Here is a 16,724-nt window from a genome sequence, read left to right as displayed (position 1 = left end):
GGCTCGTGGTGACGTCACCACGAGCCTCCCGTCCGTCATGTGCGCACAAGGCCCTTGACAACCGCTTTCTTTTGCAGCGACACTAAATCCGATCCGGGACTGCCACCCGGACGGAACCGCGTTGACGAAGGAGTCACGATGGCCACCGAAACACCCCTGACGGCGCCAGCCGTCCGGCGGGGCCGGCCCGCCCGAGCCGCGGAGGCGGCCGGATCCAGGACCGCAGCACCGCGCCGACGTCGCCCCAGGAACGACCTCTGGCTCGCCCTCGTCTTCATCGCCCCCGCGGCGATCGGGTTCGCCGTGTTCCTGCTCTGGCCGACGATCCGCGGCATCTACCTGAGCTTCACCTCGTACAACCTGCTCACCCCGCCGGTGTTCACCGGCCTGCAGAACTACGAGCGGCTCGTGCAGGACTCGATCTTCTGGCACTCGATGGCCGTCACGGTCGAGTACGTGCTGCTGAACATCGGGTTCCAGACGATCCTCGCGCTGTTCATCGCCGTGATGATGCACCGCCTGACGAAGTCCACGTTCGTCCGCGGCATCGTCCTCGCGCCGTACCTGGTGTCGAACGTCGTCGCTGCGCTCATCTGGCTCTGGATCCTCGACACCCAGCTCGGCATCGGCAACGAGGTCCTGTCCGCACTCGGCGTCGGTCGCATCCCGTTCCTGCAGAGCGACTTCTGGGGCATCCCGACGATCGCGTTCATCAACGTCTGGCGGAACGTCGGCTACACGGCGCTCCTGATCTTCGCGGGCCTCCAGGCGCTGCCGGAGCAGGTCTACGAAGCGGGCCGCATCGACGGTGCGAGCGAGTGGAAGATGTTCTGGCGCATCACCGTGCCGCTCCTCCGCCCGATCCTGTCGCTCGTGCTCATCATCACGATCATCGGCTCGTTCCAGGTGTTCGACACCGTCGCGGTGACGACCCAGGGCGGCCCGGCGAACGCCACGAACGTCGTGCAGAACTACATCTACAACCTGGCCTTCGGCCGGTTCCAGTTCGGCTACGCGTCCGCCGTCTCGGTGGCCCTCCTCGTCGTCCTCAGCATCATCACCTTCATCCAGTACCGACTCTCGCGTTCCGGCGAGAGCGACCTGGACTGACCCGGACCACGGAAAGCGAGTCGACGATGACCAGCACCCTGCCTCCGGTGGCCGAGCCCACCACCACCCGCGCCGTCACCACGCGTGGCGCGAAGCCCCCGCGACCGAAGCCGTCCGTCGGCCGCGTGTTCGCCTGGATCGCGATGATCGCCGTGATCGTCGTGACCCTGTTCCCCTTCTACTGGATCCTCCGCACGGCGCTGTCGTCGAACGGTGCCATCTCCGCCGACCCCACCTCGCTGCTGCCCACCGGGTTCAGCCTCGGCGGGTTCGAGCGGGTGTTCGGCCTGCAGTCCACGAAGGAGGCGCTCGCCCAGGGCGGCTCCGGCGCGGCGATCAACTTCTGGCAGTACCTGCTCAACTCGGTGATCACCGCGACGATGATCACCGTCGGCCAGGTGTTCTTCTCCGCCGGCGCCGCCTACGCCTTCGCCCGGCTGCGGTGGCCCGGGCGCGACAAGGTCTTCGCGGTGTTCCTCGCCGGGCTCATGGTCCCGACGATCTTCACGCTCCTGCCGAACTTCGCCCTGATCAAGTCGCTCGGCCTCGTCGACACCCTGCTCGGGATCTCGCTGCCGTCGATGCTGATGACCCCGTTCGCGGTGTTCTTCCTCCGCCAGTTCTTCCTCGGCATCTCCCGCGAGGTCGAGGAGGCAGCCCTCATCGACGGCGCCGGCAAGGTCCGGGTGTTCTTCCGCCTCATCCTGCCGATGGCCGGCGCACCGATCGCGACGCTCGCCGTCCTGACGTACATCACCGCGTGGAACGACTACTTCTGGCCGCTCATGGTGTCGTACACCGACAGCTCGCGGGTGCTCACCGTGGCGCTCGGCGTCTTCAAGTCCCAGTCGCCGCAGTCCGGCACCGACTGGGCAGGACTCATGGCCGCGACCCTCGTCGCAGCGCTCCCGATGATCGTGCTGTTCGGCCTGTTCGCCAAGCGCATCGTCAACTCCATCGGCTTCTCCGGCATCAAGTAGGTCCAGCTCATGACGAACTCCATCACCCGCCGCGCGCTCTTCGCCGGCGGAGCATCAGCCCTCGCCCTCGGTGCGCTCGCCGCGTGCTCGTCACCCGGCCGCTCGTCGGGCGGAGCGCCCGGCGGCGCGACCGGCACCGTGTCCTACTGGCTGTGGGACTCGAACCAGCTGCCCGCCTACCAGGCCGTCGCGAAGGCCTTCGAGCAGCAGAACCCCGGCATCACGATCAAGATCACGCAGCTCGGCTGGAACGACTACTGGACGAAGCTCACCGCCGGGTTCATCGCCGGGACCGCGCCGGACGTGTTCACCGACCACCTGACGAAGTTCCCGCAGTACTCGGACCTCGACGTGCTCTACGAGCTCGACGAGCTCGAGGCCACCGCCTCCATCAAGGACGCCGACTACCAGTCCGGCCTCGCCGAGCTCTGGAAGGGGCAGGACGGTCACCGGTACGGGTCCCCGAAGGACTGGGACACCATCGCGATGTTCTACGACAAGAAGGCGATGGCGAAGGCCGGGGTCACCCCCGAGCAGCTGGCGTCGCTCGAGTGGAACCCCGACGACGGCGGGTCGTTCGAGAAGATGGTCGCCCACCTGACCGTCGACGGGAAGGGCAGGCGCGGCGACGAGTCCGGCTTCGACAAGAACGACGTCGCGGTCTACGGCATCAGCGCGAACGGTAGCGGCGGCGACGGGTTCGGGCAGACGCAGTGGTCGCCGTTCACCGGGTCGACCGACTGGTTCTACACGAACAAGAACCCGTGGGGGAACAAGTTCCGGTACGACGACGTCGGCTTCCAGAAGACGATGTCCTGGTACTACGGCCTCGCCGAGAAGGGGTACATGCCGAAGTACGGCGTCTTCTCGACGACCACCGGGCCGGACGTGCAGCTCGGTGCGAAGAAGGTCGCGCTGTCGTTCAACGGCTCGTGGATGATCGGCACGTACGCCAACCTCCCGGGGCTCGAGATCGGCATCGCGCCGACGCCGGTCGGGCCGGTCGGGCACCGCGCCTCGATGTTCAACGGGCTCGGCGACTCGATCACGAAGCAGGCGAAGAACCCGGAGGCGGCGGCGAAGTGGGTCGCGTTCCTCGGCGGTTCCACGGCGCAGCAGATCGTCGGTCGTGCCGGCATCGTGTTCCCGGCCCGTCCGGAGGGCACCGATGCCGCCGTCGCCGCGTTCGAGAAGCGCGGGCTCGACGTGTCGGCGTTCACCCGGCAGGTGGAGGACAAGACCACCTTCCTGTTCCCCGTCACGCGGAACCCGGCGGACGTGCAGGCGCTCGTGCAGCCGGCGTTCGACGACATCTACGCGAACGGCAAGCCGGTCAGCACGCTGACCTCGGTGAACGACCAGGTGAACACGCTCCTGCAGCTCACCTGACGCGCTGGTCGCGTTCCGTTCCGGACGGAAGGCTCGGTGCCAGCCGGCACCGAGCCTCCCGTCCGCGCGTGGTCTCCGCGCCGCGCCCCGTCCTCGCGCCCCGTCTCGATCGAGGGAACAGAAATCGTCGCCCGGGCGCCGTCGACCCGACGATTTCTGCTCCCTCGATGCGACGCGGAGCGCCGTGACAGCCGCGCGTGGTCCGCTCTCAGGCGCCGAGCGCGTGCATCTGGATGGCCACCGCGGCTGCGCCGCGCGCCCACTCGTTGAACCGGAACGGCTGCGCGATCACCGTCGGGGTCGGCGTCGACCAGTGCCGAGCGGCGTCGACCGAGCGGTCGAGCGCTGCCCGGCCGACCTCGGCGATCCCGACGAGTTCGCCGGAGAGCAGGACGACCTCGGGATCGACGACGTTCACGACGTCCGCGACGAGGAGTCCGAGGGCCTCGGCAGCCGTGTCGACGACGGCACGCGCACCGGAGTGACCGCCGCGGGCCTCGTCGAGGAGTTCGACCGCCGACACCGGCCGGCCGAGCGCCTCGGTGCCCGCGAGGGAGATCGCCCGCGCGCTGAGCACGGCGCGGGCGCACCCGCGGTGGCCGAACTCGCACCGGAGGTCAGACGTGCTCACCGCGCCACCGAGCCGCTGGTGCCCGATGCTGCCGGCGGTCGAGTGAGCGCCTGACAGTACCGTGCCGGCGACGACCAGGCCGAGCCCGATGCCGGCGCCGATCGTCAGGAGCGCGAACGAGCGGTGGTCGCGGCCCTCGCCGAACCAGTGCTCGGCGTGCGTGAGTGCCCGGACGTCGTTCTCGACGGAGCACGGCAGGCCGGTCGCCGCGCCGAGCAGCGAGCTGAGCGGGACGTCCTCCCAGCCGAGGAACGGTGCGCGCCGGACCTCGCGCCGGTCGATCGTCGCGCCGCCCAGGGCGACACAGACCCCGCGGACACGGTCGTCCTCGGCGGTGATCGCGGCGACGACCTCGGCGATCCGGGCGACCACGGCAGGCACGGCCGTGTCGGTCAGTGCTTCCTCGCGCTCCGTCAGCACCCGGCCACGATGGTCTGTCGAGACAGCGAACAGGCTGTCCCCGGTGAGCTTCACACCGATGAAGTGGTGCGCGTCCGCGTCGATGTCGAGCGGGATCGACGGGCGCCCGGTCGTGGTCTGCTGCACCCCGTCGCGCTCGACGAGGATCCCCGCCTCGAGCAGCGGTCTCGTGATGCGCGACAGGCTCGGGCCGGACAGGCCGAGGCGTTCGGCGAGTTCGGTGCGTGGGCGTGGGCCGGCCCGGAGCACCTCGAGGACGACGGACTGCGCGCTGCCGACGAGCGGCTCCCAGCCGTGCTCCGCTGTGCCTCGGGTCTCGGTCACGTCGTCAGCCTAGGGCGCGGGCGACGGGTGTCGGACGGCGGACACTCCGGTGATCCACAGTGGTCCTCCAGCGCCTTGGCACCGGTGGCACACGCGGGGCCGACAGGATCGGACGCATGCAGTGTCCCAACGACCAGTCCACCCTCGTGATGTCGGAGCGGTCCGGCATCGAGATCGACTACTGCCCGGAATGCCGTGGCGTGTGGCTCGACCGCGGCGAGCTCGACAAGATCATCGACCGGGCCGCGCCTGGGTCGTCAGCAGCTCCTGGACCGCAGGCGGTCCCCGGCGTGCCGGCCGCCCCCGCGTACGGTTCCGTCCCCGGGTACGCGCCGGGGATGGCGGTGCCGCGGAACGGGTACGCGTCGCCGGGTTCGCCTGGGTCGCCCGGGTCGTGGGACAAGGGCCGCCGAGGTGGCTACGGCCAGTACGGGCAGCCCGGGTACGGGCAGCAGCCGGGCTACGGGCAGCAGTACGGCAAGAAGCGCCGCGGGAACTGGCTCAGCGAGCTCTTCGACTGAGCGGTCACGGCTCGTAGCGGAGCCAGATCAGCACGATCGGCTCGTCGTCGGGCACGACCACGCCCTCGGTCCGCAACCAGAAGCGACGGTGCTGCGCCCGCCAGTCGTCGATGTCGGTGAAGCCCTCGCCCTCGGCGTCCGCGAACGCCCACGGCACCTCGGTGAAGGGCACGATCTCGACCGCCGTGACGACGACCGTCCCCGCCGGGCGGTCGTCGTCGTCGAGCAGGACCAGCCGCTCGCCGACGTGCTCGAGCTCCTCGCCCTCGTCGTCGTACTCGGAGAGCCGTCCGGCAGTGGCGGTCTTGGAGCCGTCGGCGACCAGTGACGTCAGCCGCTGGCGGAGTGGCCCGGGGTCGCCGAGCTCGAGGCCGCGGAGCTCGCCGTGGCCGGGGACGTCGATGCGGGGGAACACCCGGTCACCGTAGCGTGGCCGAGGGCCGGTCCGGGTGGCCGATAGGGTTTCCGACATGTCGCACACCGCCCACACGACACCCGCGTGGGTGATCAAACTCGTCGTCGTCACCGGGCTCGTCGGCGTCGCGGGCGGGATCGCCGGCATCGCGGTCTGGCTCGCCCTGCAGCTCATCCAGTTCGTCGCGTTCGGGTACCCGTTCGGCGGGCACCTCGAGGCTGCCGACGCTCCGTCTGGTCTGAACCGCTTCCTGGCGCTCGTCGCCGCCGGTGTGCTGACGGGCGTCGCCTGGTGGGCGATCCGGCGCTGGGGTCGACCGATCGTGTCGGTCCCCGCCGCGATCGGGGGCAAGCGGATGCCGACCCTCGCCACGATCGGGAACGCCGGGATCCAGATCCTCGCCGTCGGACTGGGTGCCTCCATCGGCAAGGAGGTGGCACCGCGCGAGATCGGCGCGTGGCTGTCCCAGCTCATCACCGCCAGGGCCGGCCTGACGAAGCGCGAGACGAAGATCCTCGTCGCCTGCGGAGCTGCGGCCGGTCTCGCCGCCGTCTACGACGTCCCACTCGGCGGTGCGCTCTTCGCGGTGGAGGTCCTGCTCGGTGAGCTGACCTTCGCCACCGCGCTGCCGGCCTTCGCGACGAGTGCCATCGCCGCCCTCGTCGCGCGCGTCGTGATCCCCGACGAGGTCCTGTACCACGTACCCGCGACCCACCTCACGCCGTCGCTGCTCGTGTGGGCCGTGATCGTCGGACCCGTGCTCGGGTTCGCCGGTGTCGGGTTCGTGAAGCTCACGAACCGACTGCAGGGCATCGCGCCGAAGGGCTGGCACCTCCTCGTGGTGCTGCCGCTCGTGTTCACGATGGTCGGGCTCATCGCCGTCCCGTTCCCGGAGATCCTCGGCAACGGTCGTGCGCTCGGCATCGTCGCCATGAACACGTCCATGAACAGCGGGACGATGCTCGGGATGGCCCCGATCGTCGGGCTCCTCGTACTCGGGTTCATCCGCACGATCACCACGTCGGCGACGATCGGCGCCGGTGCGGTCGGCGGCACCCTGACGCCGTCCATCGCGATCGGCTCCGCGTTCGGTGGCTTCCTCGGCGGCGCGTGGATGCTGATGTGGCCGGCGGACGGCCCGAACCTGGTGTCGTTCGCGTTCATCGGAGCCGCGGCGTTCCTCGCCACGACCATGCGGGCGCCCTTCACCGCGCTCGTGCTCGTCGTCGAGTTCACCCAGCAGGGCACCGACATCCTCATCCCGTCCCTGCTCGCAGTGTCGGGGTCGGTCGCCGTCGGCTACGTGCTCGCCCGTCGGCGCAGCGCCCAGATGACCTGACCGGTACCTCCCCGCGGACATCGGCCTACCATCGGCGGCAACACGCGGGGCGCACGGCCCCGCGCCGAACGTCAGGAGCAGACGATGGCCGGGTTCGACGACATCACGAAGAAGGCGCAGGACTTCCTCAAGGACAACAAGGTCCAGGACGCCCTGAAGAGCGAGCAAGCCGAAGGGATCAGCGACAAGGTCCTCGACGGTGTCGCCGATGCCGTCAAGAAGGCCACCGGCGGCAAGTACGACGACAAGATCGACGGCGCGCGCGACACCGCCGACAAGCACATCGGCAACGAGTAGCGCGAACGACGGTCGGACGGCCCTGCGGCGAACGGCCCGGGGCCGTCCGGCTGGACTCCTGGTGGAACAACGAGGACGATGGAGCGGTTGTCCCCGACGACAGCAGGAGGAACAAGCGCAGTGACGATCGTGGCACCGAACCAGCCGCTCACCGACGACCAGGTCGAGCGGATCAAGGCCGACTTCCCGATCCTGCAGCAGCAGGTGAACGGGCAGCCGCTGGCGTACCTCGACTCCGGGGCCACCGCGGAGCGGCCACGACAGGTGCTCGACGCCGAACGCCGGTTCCTCGAACACGACAACGCCGCCGTGCACCGCGGGGCGCACACCCTCGCGGCGCTGAGCACCGACGCGTACGAGGACGCCCGCGCGACCGTTGCCGGTTTCGTGGGCGCCGCGAGCCCGACTGAGATCGTCTGGACGTCGAACGCCACCGACGCGCTCAACCTCGTCGCCTACGGCATCGCGAACGCCAGCCGCGGACGCGGGGGAGCGGACGCCGAGCGCTTCCGGATCGGTCCCGGCGACGAGATCCTCGTGACCGAGGCCGAGCACCACGCGAACCTCGTCCCCTGGCAGGAGACCGCACTCGCGACCGGAGCGACCCTCCGCTGGGTGCCCGTGGACGACCAGGGATGCTGGACCGCTGCCGACGCGCTCGCGCTGATCACCGAGCACACGAAGGTCGTCGCGTTCGCGCACGTGTCGAACGTCACCGGCATGATCGCCCCCGTCGCCGAGGTCGTCGAGGCGGCACACGCCAACGGCGCACTCGTCGTCCTGGACGCCTGCCAGTCCGCGCCGCACCGTCCCCTCGACGTGCAGGCGCTCGACGTCGACTTCGCGGCCTTCTCCGGCCACAAGATGCTCGGCCCGAACGGCATCGGCGTGCTCTGGGGACGCAGCGACCTGCTGAACGCGCTGCCCCCGTTCCGCACCGGGGGCTCGATGATCACCACGGTGACGATGGAGCACACCGACTTCATGCCGGCACCCGAGCGCTTCGAGGCCGGCACCCAACCCGTGTCGCAGGCCGTCGCGCTCGCCGAGGCCGTCCGCTACCTGCAGGCGATCGGGATGGAGCAGGTCCGCGCCCACGAGGAGCACCTCGCCCAGCGCATGCTCGACGGCCTCGCCACCGTCCCCGGCATCTCGGTCGTCGGTCCCGCTGCCGGTGTGCCGCGCTCCGGGCTCGTGTCGTTCGACGTCGACGGCGTGCACGCTCACGACGTCGCGCAGTACCTCGACGCGCAGGGCATCGCCGTCCGCTCCGGGCACCACTGCGCACAGCCCCTGCACCGTCGCCTCGGGCTCACCGCGACGAGCCGCGCGAGCACGTACGTGTACACGACCGACGAGGACGTGGACCGCTTCGTCCAGGCCGTCAGCGAGATCCGTGGGTACTTCGGAGCAACGGAGGCGGACGCGTGAACACCCTCGACTCCCTGTACCAGCAGGTCATCCTCGACCACGCGAAGGCCCGGCACGGCGACGGCGAGCTGCCGGACGCCGATGCGTCGCACTTCGAGCGCAACCCCACGTGCGGCGATGAGATCACCGTCAGCGTTCGGCTCGAACCGGGATCCGACCGGGTCGCTGGACTCGGCTGGCAGGGCGACGGCTGCTCGATCTCGATGGCTTCGGCTTCGGTGCTCACGGACATGGCCGTCGGCCGGACCGTGCCGGAGTTCCTCGCGCTCACCGAGGAGTTCCGCACGATGATGCGCTCTCGTGGCGCCGGCGAGCCCGACGAGGACGTCCTCGAGGACCTGATCGCCTTCCACGGCGTCTCGAAGTTCGTCATGCGCGTGAAGTGCGCGATGCTCGCGTGGGTCGCGGCGGAAGCCGCCGCGCGCGAGGCGAGCGCGGCCCGGTAGTCATCCAACAGGCGGACGGGAGGCTCGTGGCGGACACGGCCACGAGCCTCCCGTCCGCCGGTTGGTAGCGTCACGGCAGGACGATCACCTTGCCGGCGATCCGGCCGGCCGCACCCTCGGCGTGGAGCGCCGGCAGCTCGGCGAGCGGGATGCGCCGTGTGACCTCGACGGCCAGCGCACCCTGGTCGACGAGGGCCACCAGCTCGGCCAGGCGCTCCCGGTTCGGCAGGACGAAGACGGTCGCGGCACGCACACCCCGCGACTCGTCACCCGGAGTGGTGATGAACGCCGTCGTGCTCACGACGGTGCCACCGTCCCGGACGGCTGCAACGTCGGCCGCGAACTGTTCCGGGTCGAGCGGCGCGAGGTTCAGCAGGACGTCGACCTGCCCGTCGAGTGCACCGAGCACGTCGGCCTCGGTGTGGTCGATGACCTGGTCGGCTCCTGCTGCCCGGACGTCGTCGGCGCTGCGGGGGCTCGCGGTCGCGATGACGTGGACGCCGGCGCGCTTCGCGAGCTGGATCGCGTACTTGCCGACCACGCCGCCGGCGCCGACGATCAGCAGCCGCTGCCCGGCGCGGAGCCCGCCGTCGTCGAAGAGCGCCTGCCACGCGGTGAGTGCCACGGACGGCAGCGCGGCCGCGTCGGCCAGGGGGATGCTCGTCGGTGCTGGCACCCATGACTCCGCCGGAGCGACGACGTACTCCGCTGCTCCGCCGTCGGCCTCCATCGGGAGGAAGCCGATGACCGCGTCGCCGACGGCCAGTCCGGTCACACCGTCGCCGAGTGCATCGACGATTCCGGAGACGTCGTACCCGGGGATGTGCGGGAGCTGGATCGGGATGGGGAGGAACCCGGCCCGCATGCCGTTGTCGGCCGCGTTGTACGCCGATGCCGCGACCCGCGCGCGCACCTGCCCGGCGGCGGGCGCGGGCTGCTCGACCTCGCCGTACCGGAGGACCTCGGGTCCGCCGACCTCGGAGAACTGGACTGCCTGCATGGTCTTGCCCTTTCGTCATGTGCTTCGAATTCGAAGTTGTTGGAACCGTACCACTGCTTCGAATTCGAATCAACAGGTAGGATCGGAGCATGCCGGAAACGCCTGCCGCCCTCACGCCGACGCAGCTCGGTGCCTACCTCGCCTTCACCGAGGTCGGAGCGCTGCTGCGGCCCGCAGTGGAGCGGCAGTTGAAGGACGTCGGGCAGCTCAGCTACGTGCAGTTCCAGCTGCTCGCCCGGCTCGGGGACGCACCGGACGGGCACCTGCGCATGACGGACCTGGCGGACGGCGTGGTCTACAGCCGGAGCGGGCTGACCTACCAGGCGCAGTTGCTCGAGCAGCGCGGGCTCGTCACCCGCGGACCGTCCCCGGATGACGAGCGCAGCACGGTCGTGACGCTCACGGCGGCCGGCCGCGATGTCCTTGCCGCGGTCTTCCCGGGGCACATCGCCACGGTGCACGGGCTGCTCTTCGCGCACCTCACGGATGACGACGCCGCCGAACTCGCACGGATCCTCGGACGGGTCAGTGCGGAGCTCCGGGCGGCGCCGCCGCGGTCGGCGGTTCGTCGTCGAGGTCGTTGACGCGCGGTCTGCACCCCTCATCCGGGGGACATGACTGGTCCTCGATTCGTCCGACTGTCTGAGCGGACGAACAGGTCTAGCTTCTGTTGCGTGCGGCAACGTCGCCGCACATCGACGAATCGAGCATCATGCAACGACGGATGAAGCAACTCGTCGCGATCGCCCTGAGCGCCGGTGTCGTGGGAGCACTGGCCCCCGCGATCTCGGCTCAGGCGGTGACCACGAGCGACACCCCCGACTTCGGGAGCAGTGTCAAGATCTACGACCCCTCCGTGCCGGCATCGACCATCCAGGCCGACGTCGACGCCGCGTTCAACGCCCAACTCCGCAACCCGAGCGCGCAGTTCGGATCGCAGCGGTACGCGTTCCTCTTCAAGCCGGGCAGCTATGGGCGTGTCTGGGCGAACCTCGGGTTCTACACCTCGGTCGCCGGGCTCGGGAAGAACCCCGACGACGTCACCATCAACGGCGCGGTCAACGTCGACTCCGGTTGGAACGCCGGCGACGAGAAGAACGCGACGCAGAACTTCTGGCGATCGGTCGAGAACGTGAAGATCGCACCGGAAGGCGGCACCGACCGGTGGGCGGTGTCCCAGGCCGCGCCGATGCGTCGCGTCCACATCGCGGGCAACCTGACCATGGGGCCGTCGAACCAGGACGGCGGACAGGGGTACTCCTCCGGCGGCTACATCGCCGACTCGAAGGTCGACGGCACCGTCACGAGCGGGTCGCAGCAGCAGTGGTACACCCGGAACTCCACGATCGGGTCGTGGCAGGGCGGCAACTGGAACATGACGTTCTCGGGCGTGAACGGCGCCCCGGCGAACGACTTCTCGAAGAGCTACACGACCCTCGCGACGACGCCGACCACGCGTGAGAAGCCGTACCTGTACGTGGACTCCTCGAACAAGTACCACGTGTTCGTGCCGTCGCTCCGACAGAACTCGTCCGGGGTGACCTGGCCGAACACCGCCGGCACCGACATCCCGATGCGGAACTTCTACGTCGCGCACCCCGGTGACTCGGCGTCGACGATCAACAGCGCGCTGTCCCAGGGACTCAACCTGTTCTTCACGCCGGGCACCTACCAGCTCGACGCGCCGATCACCGTGACCCGGGCGGACACCGTCGTGACGGGCATCGGGTTCCCGACGCTCGTGCCGACGAAGGGCAACGCCGTCCTGACCTCGACGGACGTCGCGGGAGTAAACGTCTCGAACCTCGTCGTCGACGCCGGGACGCAGAACAGTGCCCAGCTCGTCCGCCTCGGGACGAGCGGCTCGCACGTCGACCACGCCGGCGACCCGCAGAGCATCCAGGACGTGTTCTTCCGCGTCGGCTCGAGCATCCAGGGGAAGGCCTCGACCACCCTGCAGGTGAACGCGGACGACACCCTCGTCGACCACATCTGGGCGTGGCGGGCCGACCACGGCGGAGCGGCGACCGGATGGACGGTCAACACCGGCGCCACGGGCGTCGAGGTGAACGGGGACGACGTCCTCGCCACCGGGCTCTTCGTCGAGCACTACCAGCGGTACGAGGTGCAGTGGAACGGCAACAACGGGAAGACCATCTTCTTCCAGAACGAGATGCCGTACGACGTGCCGGACAACGCGTCGTGGCAGAGCCCGACCGGAGCCGGGTACGCCGCGTACAAGGTGGCGTCGACCGTCACGACGCACGAGATCTGGGGTGGCGGCGTCTACTGCTTCTTCAACACGAACCCGGCCGTGCACGCCGATCGTGCGTTCGAGGTCCCGCAGACGTCCGGCGTCCGTGCGCACGGGTTGGTGACGGTCTCCCTCGGGGACACAGGCACCATCTCGAGCGTGATCAACGGCGTCGGGGGAGCGGTCCCGACACCGGCGGGCAACACGGCGCCGAACCGACTGGCGTCGTACAACTGAGGAGGTCCGAGGACATGACACGCAACAGGAAGCGCCGCACGGTCGCACTCGTGCTCGCCGGGACGGCCGCGGTCGCCCTCGGCGTCGCACCGGCCGTCACCGCGAACGGCCCGGCGAGCGCCGCGAACGGTGACGTCATCTGGTCGCAGGACTTCGACGGCCCCGCCGGGAGCGCACCGGACCGTTCGGTCTGGACGAACGAGACGGGAGGCGGTGGTTGGGGCAACAACGAGCTGGAGAACTACACGGACTCGCGCGACAACTCGGCGCTCGACGGACAGGGCAACCTCGTCATCACGGCGAAGCGCGAGGCCGACGGGTCCTACACGAGCGCGCGGCTGTCGACGCAGGGGAAGTACACACCCCGGTACGGCCGGATCGAGGCGCGCATCCAGATCCCGCGGGGGCAGGGCATCTGGCCGGCGTTCTGGATGCTGGGCTCCGACCTGCCCCAGGTCGGGTGGCCGAACTCCGGTGAGATCGACGTGATGGAGAACGTCGGCTACGAACCGGCGACCGTGCACGGCACGATCCACGGGCCCGGGTACTCCGGGGGTCAGGGGATCACGTCGAGCTACCAACACCCGCAGGGGTGGTCGTTCGCGGACACGTTCCACACGTTCGCGGTCGACTGGAGGCCCGGATCGATCACCTGGTCCGTCGACGGTGTCGCGTACAAGACGGTCACGACGGCGGACACCGGCGGCAACCCATGGGTGTTCGACAAGCCGTTCTTCATCGTGCTGAACCTGGCGGTCGGCGGGAACTGGCCGGGCTACCCGGACGGGTCCACGCAGTTCCCGCAGCAGATGCGGGTCGACTTCGTCCGCGTGATCGACAACTCCTGATCGGCAGTCCGGCGGCGACCACCGGCCGTCGCCGGACCCGCTCCGGTGTCGTCAGGCGGCGTGTCGGCCCAGGGTGACCCGCTCCTCCGGCAGATCGTGCAGGTCACGACCGCGGAACCACCGGAGGAGCCAGTCGGCAGGGGAGCCGGCCAATTCGGCCGGCAGCGGTGAACGGTCCGCGAGGAAGGTGCTGAAACCCGGTTCGTCCCGGACGTCCGAGTCGGACGGCGCGGCGAACGCCATGGCCCAGCCGTCGAAGCGGCGCGAGGTGACGGCCTCACGCGAGAGGGTCTTGACCTCGCGGTGCCGGGGGTCGCGCTCGATCGCACGGAACCGGTCCTCGACACTCCACACCGGGCCCTCCAGGACCTGCAGGAACCGACCACCCTTCGCGAGCAGCAGACCGGAGACGCCGAGCGCGTCGTTCCGCAGGCGTGCTTCCCGGAGCATCGCGACCAGGTCGGCATCGGTCATCTCGTCGGCGGCGACGGACATGTACACGAGTGAGGTCAGTGCAGTCATCACCACGAGTCTGTGTCCGGCAGCGCGCTGGTGCAACAATCGGCCGGATCGCGCGTTCGGGCGCGGACCCGGCGTTCCGACGCGGCGCGCCCGTCAGTGCAGCGCCGTGAAGGACGCGTCCCGGACCAGGACGGACTCGGCCCCTGCGTCGACCTGCTGGTCCGGGTCACTCGAGAGGCCGAGGGACCACGTCCCGCCGCCCGGCTTCTCGGGCAGCCTGAACTCGACGGTCGTCTCCGAGGCGTTCAACAGCACCGCCACCGCGTCGTCCCCGTGCTCGAGCACGAGCATCACGGCCCGGTTGCCGGTGTCGGCCCAGTCGGCGTCCTCGAAGCCGGCGTCGTCCGCGCGCAGGACCGAGACGGTCGAACCGGACTCGCCGGGTGCCGTGCGGTACCACTCCGGGCGGAGCGCGACGTGCTGCTTGCGGAACGCGATCGCCGACCGGGTGAACGCCAGCAGGTCCTGGTCCGCCGCGGCCCAGTCGAACCACGAGATCTCGTCGTCGTGGCAGTACGCGTTGTTGTTGCCGCCCTGCGACCGGGCGATCTCGTCGCCGCCCAGGATCATCGGGACCCCGGCCGACAGCAGGAGCGTGCCGAGGAAGTTCCGACGCTGCCGGTCGCGGTAGTCGTTCACCGCGCCGTCGTCGGTCGGACCCTCGATGCCGCCGTTGAACGACGTGTTGTTGCTCTCGCCGTCGTTGTTGTCCTCGCCGTTGGCCTCGTTGTGCTTCTCGGCGTACATCGTCAGGTCGGCGAGGGTGAAGCCGTCGTGCGCGGTGATGAAGTCCACCGAGCAGACCGGCGCACGGCGAGACCCCTCGTAGACGTCCGGGCTGCCGAGGAACCGCTGGACGGCGTCGCCCAGGACGCCCTCGTCGCCGCGCCAGAACGCGCGCATGTCGTCGCGGTACTTGCCGTTCCACTCGGACCACTCGGCCGGGAACCCGCCGACCTGGTACCCAGCGGTGTCCCAGGGCTCGGCGATCATCTTGACCGTCCGCAGCACCGGGTCCTGGTGGATGATGTCGAGGAACGCGGAGCGGCGGCTCGCCTCGTTGTCCTGGCGGGTCAGCGTCGTCGCGAGGTCGAAGCGGAAGCCGTCGACGTGCATCTCCTCGACCCAGTAGCGGAGCGAGTCCGCGATCAGGCCGAGCGCCGCGGGGTGGGCGACGTTGAGGGAGTTGCCGGTGCCGGTGGTGTCGAAGTAGCTCGAACCGTCGTCCTCGACCAGGCGGTAGTACGACGGGTTGTCGATGCCCTTGAACGACAGCGTCGGGCCCATGTGGTTGCCCTCGGCGGTGTGGTTGTAGACGACGTCCATGATGACCTCGAGACCAGCGGCGTGCATGGCCTTGACCATCTGCTTGAACTCCGCGACCTGCTGTCCGGCCGTTCCCGAGGACGCGTACTCGTCGTGCGGCGCGAAGAAGCCGATCGAGTTGTAGCCCCAGTAGTTGCGCAGCCCCTTGTCGGCGAGCGTCGAGTCCTGCACGAACTGCTGCGTCGGCAGGAGCTCGACGGCCGTCACGCCCAGGTAGACCAGGTGCTGGATCGCCGCCGGGTGCGCCATGCCGGCGTAGGTGCCGCGGATGTCCTCCGGGACGTCGGGGTGCTGCTGCGTGAACCCCTTCACGTGCACCTCGTACACCACGGTGTCGGACAGGTGCGTGTCGGGACGGACGTCGTCGCCCCAGTCGAACGTGCGGTCGGCGACCACGGACTTCGGCATCGCGCTCGCCGAGTCGGTCTCGTCGATCCGGTCCGGGTGCTCCATGTCGTGGCCGAACAGCGCCTGGCCCCATTCGTACGTGCCGTCGATCGCCGTCGCGTACGGGTCGAGCAGGAGCTTCGCAGGGTTGTGCCGCAGACCGTTCGCCGGGTCCCAGGGGCCGTGCACGCGGAAGCCGTAGCGGGTGCCGACGGCCACGTCCGGCACGATGTCGTGGAACGTGTACCCGGTACGGTGGGTGAGCTCGGTGCGGTGCTCGGTCCCGTCGTCGTCGAACCGGCAGAACTCGATGCGGTCGGCGGTGGTCGAGAACAGGGCGACGTTGGCGCCGCCGTCGACGAGCGTGACGCCGAGCGGTGAGCGCGAGGAACTGGTCATGGTGGAAGTTGTACCGGTACCCCGCTGTGCCCTGCGCGGATCCACGTACCCCGAGCCGGTCACCCGGATCGATCCTGCACACACCGGACGGGAGGCTCGTGGCGGACACGGCCACGAGCCTCCCGTCCGGTGTCGGGTTCCGTCACCACGCGGCGGACGGCAGATCGTCCAGGGTGTCGGAGCGGGACGACGGGACGCCGTCTGCCCCGGACGTGACGGTGACGTCGATGGCGGAGCGACCATCGGCGACGGTCTCGAAGACGGTCAGTGCCGTCTCGGTCTCACCGCCGACGGCGGTGGCTGCGGCCGCGCCGCCGAACACGGCGACGGCTGCGGTAGTCGCGACGATGGCGGCCGCGGCGAGCTTCTTGTGGACGAGCATGGTGCCTCCTGGATCCGGTGGACCGTCCCGGTGACGGTCGCGGTACCCAGTGCAGCGCGCGCGGGG

Annotated in this window: 17 protein-coding genes; 11 read left to right on the top strand and 6 right to left on the bottom strand. The window is 69.8% G+C overall.

Features of this window, described 5'->3' with window-relative positions; all coding sequences use genetic code 11:
* Positions 1–138: 138 nt before the first annotated feature.
* Genes ACO0E1_RS11930 through ACO0E1_RS11920 form a run of 3 tightly spaced genes read left to right on the top strand, consistent with a single transcriptional unit; the run spans position 139 to position 3,479 of the window.
* Positions 139–1,110 (top strand): carbohydrate ABC transporter permease, encoded by a 972-nt coding sequence (locus ACO0E1_RS11930; RefSeq protein WP_422874379.1) that lies wholly within the window; start codon positions 139–141, stop codon positions 1,108–1,110.
* Between the two features lie 26 nt (positions 1,111–1,136).
* On the top strand, positions 1,137–2,090 hold the full coding sequence (locus ACO0E1_RS11925) for a carbohydrate ABC transporter permease (protein WP_422874378.1): 954 nt from the start codon (positions 1,137–1,139) through the stop codon (positions 2,088–2,090).
* A gap of 9 nt (positions 2,091–2,099) precedes the next feature.
* On the top strand, positions 2,100–3,479 hold the full coding sequence (locus tag ACO0E1_RS11920) for an ABC transporter substrate-binding protein (RefSeq protein WP_422874377.1): 1,380 nt from the start codon (positions 2,100–2,102) through the stop codon (positions 3,477–3,479).
* Positions 3,480–3,687: 208 nt separating this feature from the next.
* Here ACO0E1_RS11920 and ACO0E1_RS11915 read toward each other — a convergent pair whose 3' ends face one another.
* Positions 3,688–4,854 (bottom strand): ROK family protein, encoded by a 1,167-nt coding sequence (locus ACO0E1_RS11915; protein ID WP_422874376.1) that lies wholly within the window; start codon positions 4,852–4,854, stop codon positions 3,688–3,690.
* Between the two features lie 116 nt (positions 4,855–4,970).
* Between ACO0E1_RS11915 and ACO0E1_RS11910 the strand changes: the two genes are divergently transcribed.
* Positions 4,971–5,375, top strand: coding sequence for a TFIIB-type zinc ribbon-containing protein (locus ACO0E1_RS11910; RefSeq protein ID WP_422874375.1), 405 nt, complete (start codon positions 4,971–4,973; stop codon positions 5,373–5,375).
* A 4-nt stretch (positions 5,376–5,379) separates the two neighbouring features.
* Here ACO0E1_RS11910 and ACO0E1_RS11905 read toward each other — a convergent pair whose 3' ends face one another.
* Positions 5,380–5,790: an ASCH domain-containing protein gene (locus tag ACO0E1_RS11905; protein WP_422874374.1), complete on the bottom strand. Its 411-nt coding sequence runs from the start codon at positions 5,788–5,790 to the stop codon at positions 5,380–5,382.
* 55 nt (positions 5,791–5,845) lie between these two features.
* Here ACO0E1_RS11905 and ACO0E1_RS11900 point away from each other — a divergent pair, with 55 nt between their 5' ends.
* From ACO0E1_RS11900 to sufU, 4 genes are all read left to right on the top strand, one after another.
* The gene (locus ACO0E1_RS11900) at positions 5,846–7,129 is read left to right on the top strand and encodes a chloride channel protein (protein ID WP_422874373.1); all 1,284 of its coding nucleotides are present in this window, start codon (positions 5,846–5,848) and stop codon (positions 7,127–7,129) included.
* Between the two features lie 84 nt (positions 7,130–7,213).
* Entirely contained in the window at positions 7,214–7,426 is a 213-nt protein-coding gene (locus tag ACO0E1_RS11895) for an antitoxin (RefSeq protein ID WP_422874372.1), read from the top strand.
* A gap of 78 nt (positions 7,427–7,504) precedes the next feature.
* Positions 7,505–8,857: an aminotransferase class V-fold PLP-dependent enzyme gene (locus ACO0E1_RS11890; RefSeq protein ID WP_422874371.1), complete on the top strand. Its 1,353-nt coding sequence runs from the start codon at positions 7,505–7,507 to the stop codon at positions 8,855–8,857.
* Positions 8,854–9,303, top strand: a complete 450-nt coding sequence (gene sufU / locus ACO0E1_RS11885) for a Fe-S cluster assembly sulfur transfer protein SufU (RefSeq protein WP_422874370.1) — start codon at positions 8,854–8,856, stop codon at positions 9,301–9,303. Before ACO0E1_RS11890 ends, sufU begins: the two co-directional genes overlap by 4 nt.
* A 70-nt stretch (positions 9,304–9,373) precedes the next feature.
* On the opposite strand, the gene ACO0E1_RS11880 is transcribed toward sufU, so the two are convergent.
* The gene (locus ACO0E1_RS11880; protein ID WP_422874369.1) at positions 9,374–10,303 is read right to left on the bottom strand and encodes an NADP-dependent oxidoreductase; all 930 of its coding nucleotides are present in this window, start codon (positions 10,301–10,303) and stop codon (positions 9,374–9,376) included.
* A gap of 89 nt (positions 10,304–10,392) precedes the next feature.
* Here ACO0E1_RS11880 and ACO0E1_RS11875 point away from each other — a divergent pair, with 89 nt between their 5' ends.
* The 3 genes from ACO0E1_RS11875 (at position 10,393) to ACO0E1_RS11865 (ending at position 13,642) form a co-directional block, all read left to right on the top strand.
* Positions 10,393–10,887, top strand: a complete 495-nt coding sequence (locus ACO0E1_RS11875) for a MarR family winged helix-turn-helix transcriptional regulator (protein ID WP_422874368.1) — start codon at positions 10,393–10,395, stop codon at positions 10,885–10,887.
* Positions 10,888–11,027: 140 nt separating this feature from the next.
* Positions 11,028–12,794: a hypothetical protein gene (locus ACO0E1_RS11870; protein ID WP_422874367.1), complete on the top strand. Its 1,767-nt coding sequence runs from the start codon at positions 11,028–11,030 to the stop codon at positions 12,792–12,794.
* A gap of 14 nt (positions 12,795–12,808) precedes the next feature.
* Complete coding sequence (locus ACO0E1_RS11865) at positions 12,809–13,642, top strand: glycoside hydrolase family 16 protein (protein WP_422874366.1); 834 nt, start codon at positions 12,809–12,811, stop codon at positions 13,640–13,642.
* A 51-nt stretch (positions 13,643–13,693) separates the two neighbouring features.
* Here ACO0E1_RS11865 and ACO0E1_RS11860 read toward each other — a convergent pair whose 3' ends face one another.
* The 3 genes from ACO0E1_RS11860 to ACO0E1_RS11850 all read right to left on the bottom strand — a co-directional run bounded on the left by ACO0E1_RS11860 (position 13,694) and on the right by ACO0E1_RS11850 (position 16,658).
* A complete protein-coding gene (locus ACO0E1_RS11860; protein ID WP_422874365.1) occupies positions 13,694–14,164 on the bottom strand; it encodes a BLUF domain-containing protein in 471 nt (156 codons plus the stop codon).
* Positions 14,165–14,257: 93 nt separating this feature from the next.
* On the bottom strand, positions 14,258–16,276 hold the full coding sequence (gene glgX / locus ACO0E1_RS11855) for a glycogen debranching protein GlgX (protein WP_422874364.1): 2,019 nt from the start codon (positions 16,274–16,276) through the stop codon (positions 14,258–14,260).
* 142 nt (positions 16,277–16,418) lie between these two features.
* Positions 16,419–16,658 carry a hypothetical protein gene (locus ACO0E1_RS11850; protein ID WP_422874363.1) on the bottom strand — a complete coding sequence of 80 codons (240 nt, stop codon included), beginning with the start codon at positions 16,656–16,658 and terminating at the stop codon, positions 16,419–16,421.
* Between the last annotated feature and the right edge of the window lie 66 nt (positions 16,659–16,724).

Source organism: Curtobacterium guangdongense (assembly GCF_049341845.1).
Classification (GTDB): domain Bacteria; phylum Actinomycetota; class Actinomycetes; order Actinomycetales; family Microbacteriaceae; genus Curtobacterium; species Curtobacterium guangdongense.
The sequence above is the reverse complement of the archived record's forward strand: the minus strand, read 5'-3'. Positions and strand labels throughout refer to the sequence as shown.

Excerpts from the sequence above, each read along its gene's own strand:
- ACO0E1_RS11865 (WP_422874366.1), top strand. The coding sequence starts at position 12,809 with ATGACACGCAACAGGAAGCGCCGCACGGTCGCACTCGTGCTCGCCGGG.
- ACO0E1_RS11900 (WP_422874373.1), top strand. The coding sequence starts at position 5,846 with ATGTCGCACACCGCCCACACGACACCCGCGTGGGTGATCAAACTCGTC.
- ACO0E1_RS11930 (WP_422874379.1), top strand. The coding sequence starts at position 139 with ATGGCCACCGAAACACCCCTGACGGCGCCAGCCGTCCGGCGGGGCCGG.
- ACO0E1_RS11875 (WP_422874368.1), top strand. The coding sequence starts at position 10,393 with ATGCCGGAAACGCCTGCCGCCCTCACGCCGACGCAGCTCGGTGCCTAC.
- ACO0E1_RS11880 (WP_422874369.1), bottom strand. The coding sequence starts at position 10,303 with ATGCAGGCAGTCCAGTTCTCCGAGGTCGGCGGACCCGAGGTCCTCCGG.
- ACO0E1_RS11920 (WP_422874377.1), top strand. The coding sequence starts at position 2,100 with ATGACGAACTCCATCACCCGCCGCGCGCTCTTCGCCGGCGGAGCATCA.
- ACO0E1_RS11860 (WP_422874365.1), bottom strand. The coding sequence starts at position 14,164 with ATGACTGCACTGACCTCACTCGTGTACATGTCCGTCGCCGCCGACGAG.
- ACO0E1_RS11895 (WP_422874372.1), top strand. The coding sequence starts at position 7,214 with ATGGCCGGGTTCGACGACATCACGAAGAAGGCGCAGGACTTCCTCAAG.
- ACO0E1_RS11870 (WP_422874367.1), top strand. The coding sequence starts at position 11,028 with ATGAAGCAACTCGTCGCGATCGCCCTGAGCGCCGGTGTCGTGGGAGCA.
- glgX (WP_422874364.1), bottom strand. The coding sequence starts at position 16,276 with ATGACCAGTTCCTCGCGCTCACCGCTCGGCGTCACGCTCGTCGACGGC.
- ACO0E1_RS11910 (WP_422874375.1), top strand. The coding sequence starts at position 4,971 with ATGCAGTGTCCCAACGACCAGTCCACCCTCGTGATGTCGGAGCGGTCC.
- ACO0E1_RS11850 (WP_422874363.1), bottom strand. The coding sequence starts at position 16,658 with ATGCTCGTCCACAAGAAGCTCGCCGCGGCCGCCATCGTCGCGACTACC.
- ACO0E1_RS11925 (WP_422874378.1), top strand. The coding sequence starts at position 1,137 with ATGACCAGCACCCTGCCTCCGGTGGCCGAGCCCACCACCACCCGCGCC.
- ACO0E1_RS11890 (WP_422874371.1), top strand. The coding sequence starts at position 7,505 with ATGGAGCGGTTGTCCCCGACGACAGCAGGAGGAACAAGCGCAGTGACG.